This is a genomic window from Streptomyces tateyamensis, from assembly GCF_003205575.1.
Taxonomy (GTDB): Bacteria; Actinomycetota; Actinomycetes; order Streptomycetales; family Streptomycetaceae; genus Kitasatospora; species Kitasatospora tateyamensis.
In genome coordinates this window covers 1-1,102 of record NZ_PYBW01000290.1, presented here as the reverse complement: position 1 = coordinate 1,102, position 1,102 = coordinate 1, and the positions used below count along the sequence as shown (strand labels likewise).

The following is a 1,102-nucleotide window of genomic DNA, read 5'->3' as shown; positions in this document are numbered from 1 at the left end:
ATGATCTGCCGCTGTAGTACAAGTATCGGGGTCGGCATTACGTGGAGGTATGGATCGTCAAGGACGGCAAGGTCGTCGCCAGCGATCACCACGACGTAGTAATCCGCTAACGACACCACGCCATCAGGGTGACGGGGATGAAGAGGGGGTGGCTCCCCACGCGACTCGTCCTTGGCGAGAACGTACAGGTCGGCACCTGGTTGAAGCTGTGCAGCTTCCCTCCGGACCGCCTACGACGGGTCCGGGCCGAGCTGGGGGCCGATGCCCAGAGGCCCCCAGTTGCGGACATGTCTTAGCTCATAGGACGTTGGAGGCACCGAGGGCGCGCGATTCCTCGTTGCTCACAGGGCCCCAAGGTCGACGGTGACAGGGAATGGCGCGGTGGCCTTCACGGTGCCGGTGAACACCTCGCCGTCCCGGTAGGCCCTGTTGGCTGGGTCGAGGACGTAGGTGTAGACGATCGGAACGCCGGTGGCGGACTGCTCGATGCGCCAGTAGAAGGGGATGCCGGCTTTGGCGTATTGGTCCACCTTCACGATCCGGTCGGTGGTCTCTGACCCCGGGGACACGACCTCGACGACCAGGAGCAGGTGCTCGGGGCGGGTAGGTGTGAAGTCGATGGTCTCCGCCCGGTACACGGTGACGTCCGGTCGGCGGTTTGTGAGTGGGACGTCCTGCAGGCGGACGTCGAAGTCCGTGTCGGCGTTCCAGTCCGGGCCCGAGGCGGCGTCCAGGGCATTGGCCAGGAGCCGAGCCAGCCGGTTGTGCCGCTTGGAGGCGCTCGGGCTCACGACGACCATCCCGTCCACGATCTCGATGCCGGCGCACTGCTCCTCGGACCAGGAGTCGTACTGTTCCGCGGTGATCTGCGTGTGCATCCACGCGGGCGCCACCATCTCGGCGGTCATGAAGTACCTCCTTCGAGGATGCGGCGCTGCTCGACTCAGCGTACTGCCCGCTTGCAGTCGGGCACCGGCTTTGGGGCGGGGCAGGATCTTCAGCGTCCGCAGGGCGACCTGGGTGCAAAAGGGGCGATCCGCATTCACCACGTGATGGCGCATGAGTGCAAATCGGCCAAGTAGCCTGCGTTCCACAGTTGAGC

1 protein-coding gene and 1 pseudogene are annotated in these 1,102 nt (G+C 65.2%); one reads left to right on the top strand and one right to left on the bottom strand.

Annotated features, from left to right (window positions below; translation table 11 throughout):
• Nucleotides 1-32: 32 nt before the first annotated feature.
• Nucleotides 33-110: pseudogene (locus C7C46_RS37800) on the top strand (hypothetical protein); the annotation flags it as partial.
• Nucleotides 111-341: 231 nt separating this feature from the next.
• Here C7C46_RS37800 and C7C46_RS33405 read toward each other — a convergent pair.
• Complete coding sequence (locus C7C46_RS33405) at nt 342-908, bottom strand: Uma2 family endonuclease (RefSeq protein ID WP_110673626.1); 567 nt, start codon at nt 906-908, stop codon at nt 342-344.
• Between the last annotated feature and the right edge of the window lie 194 nt (nt 909-1,102).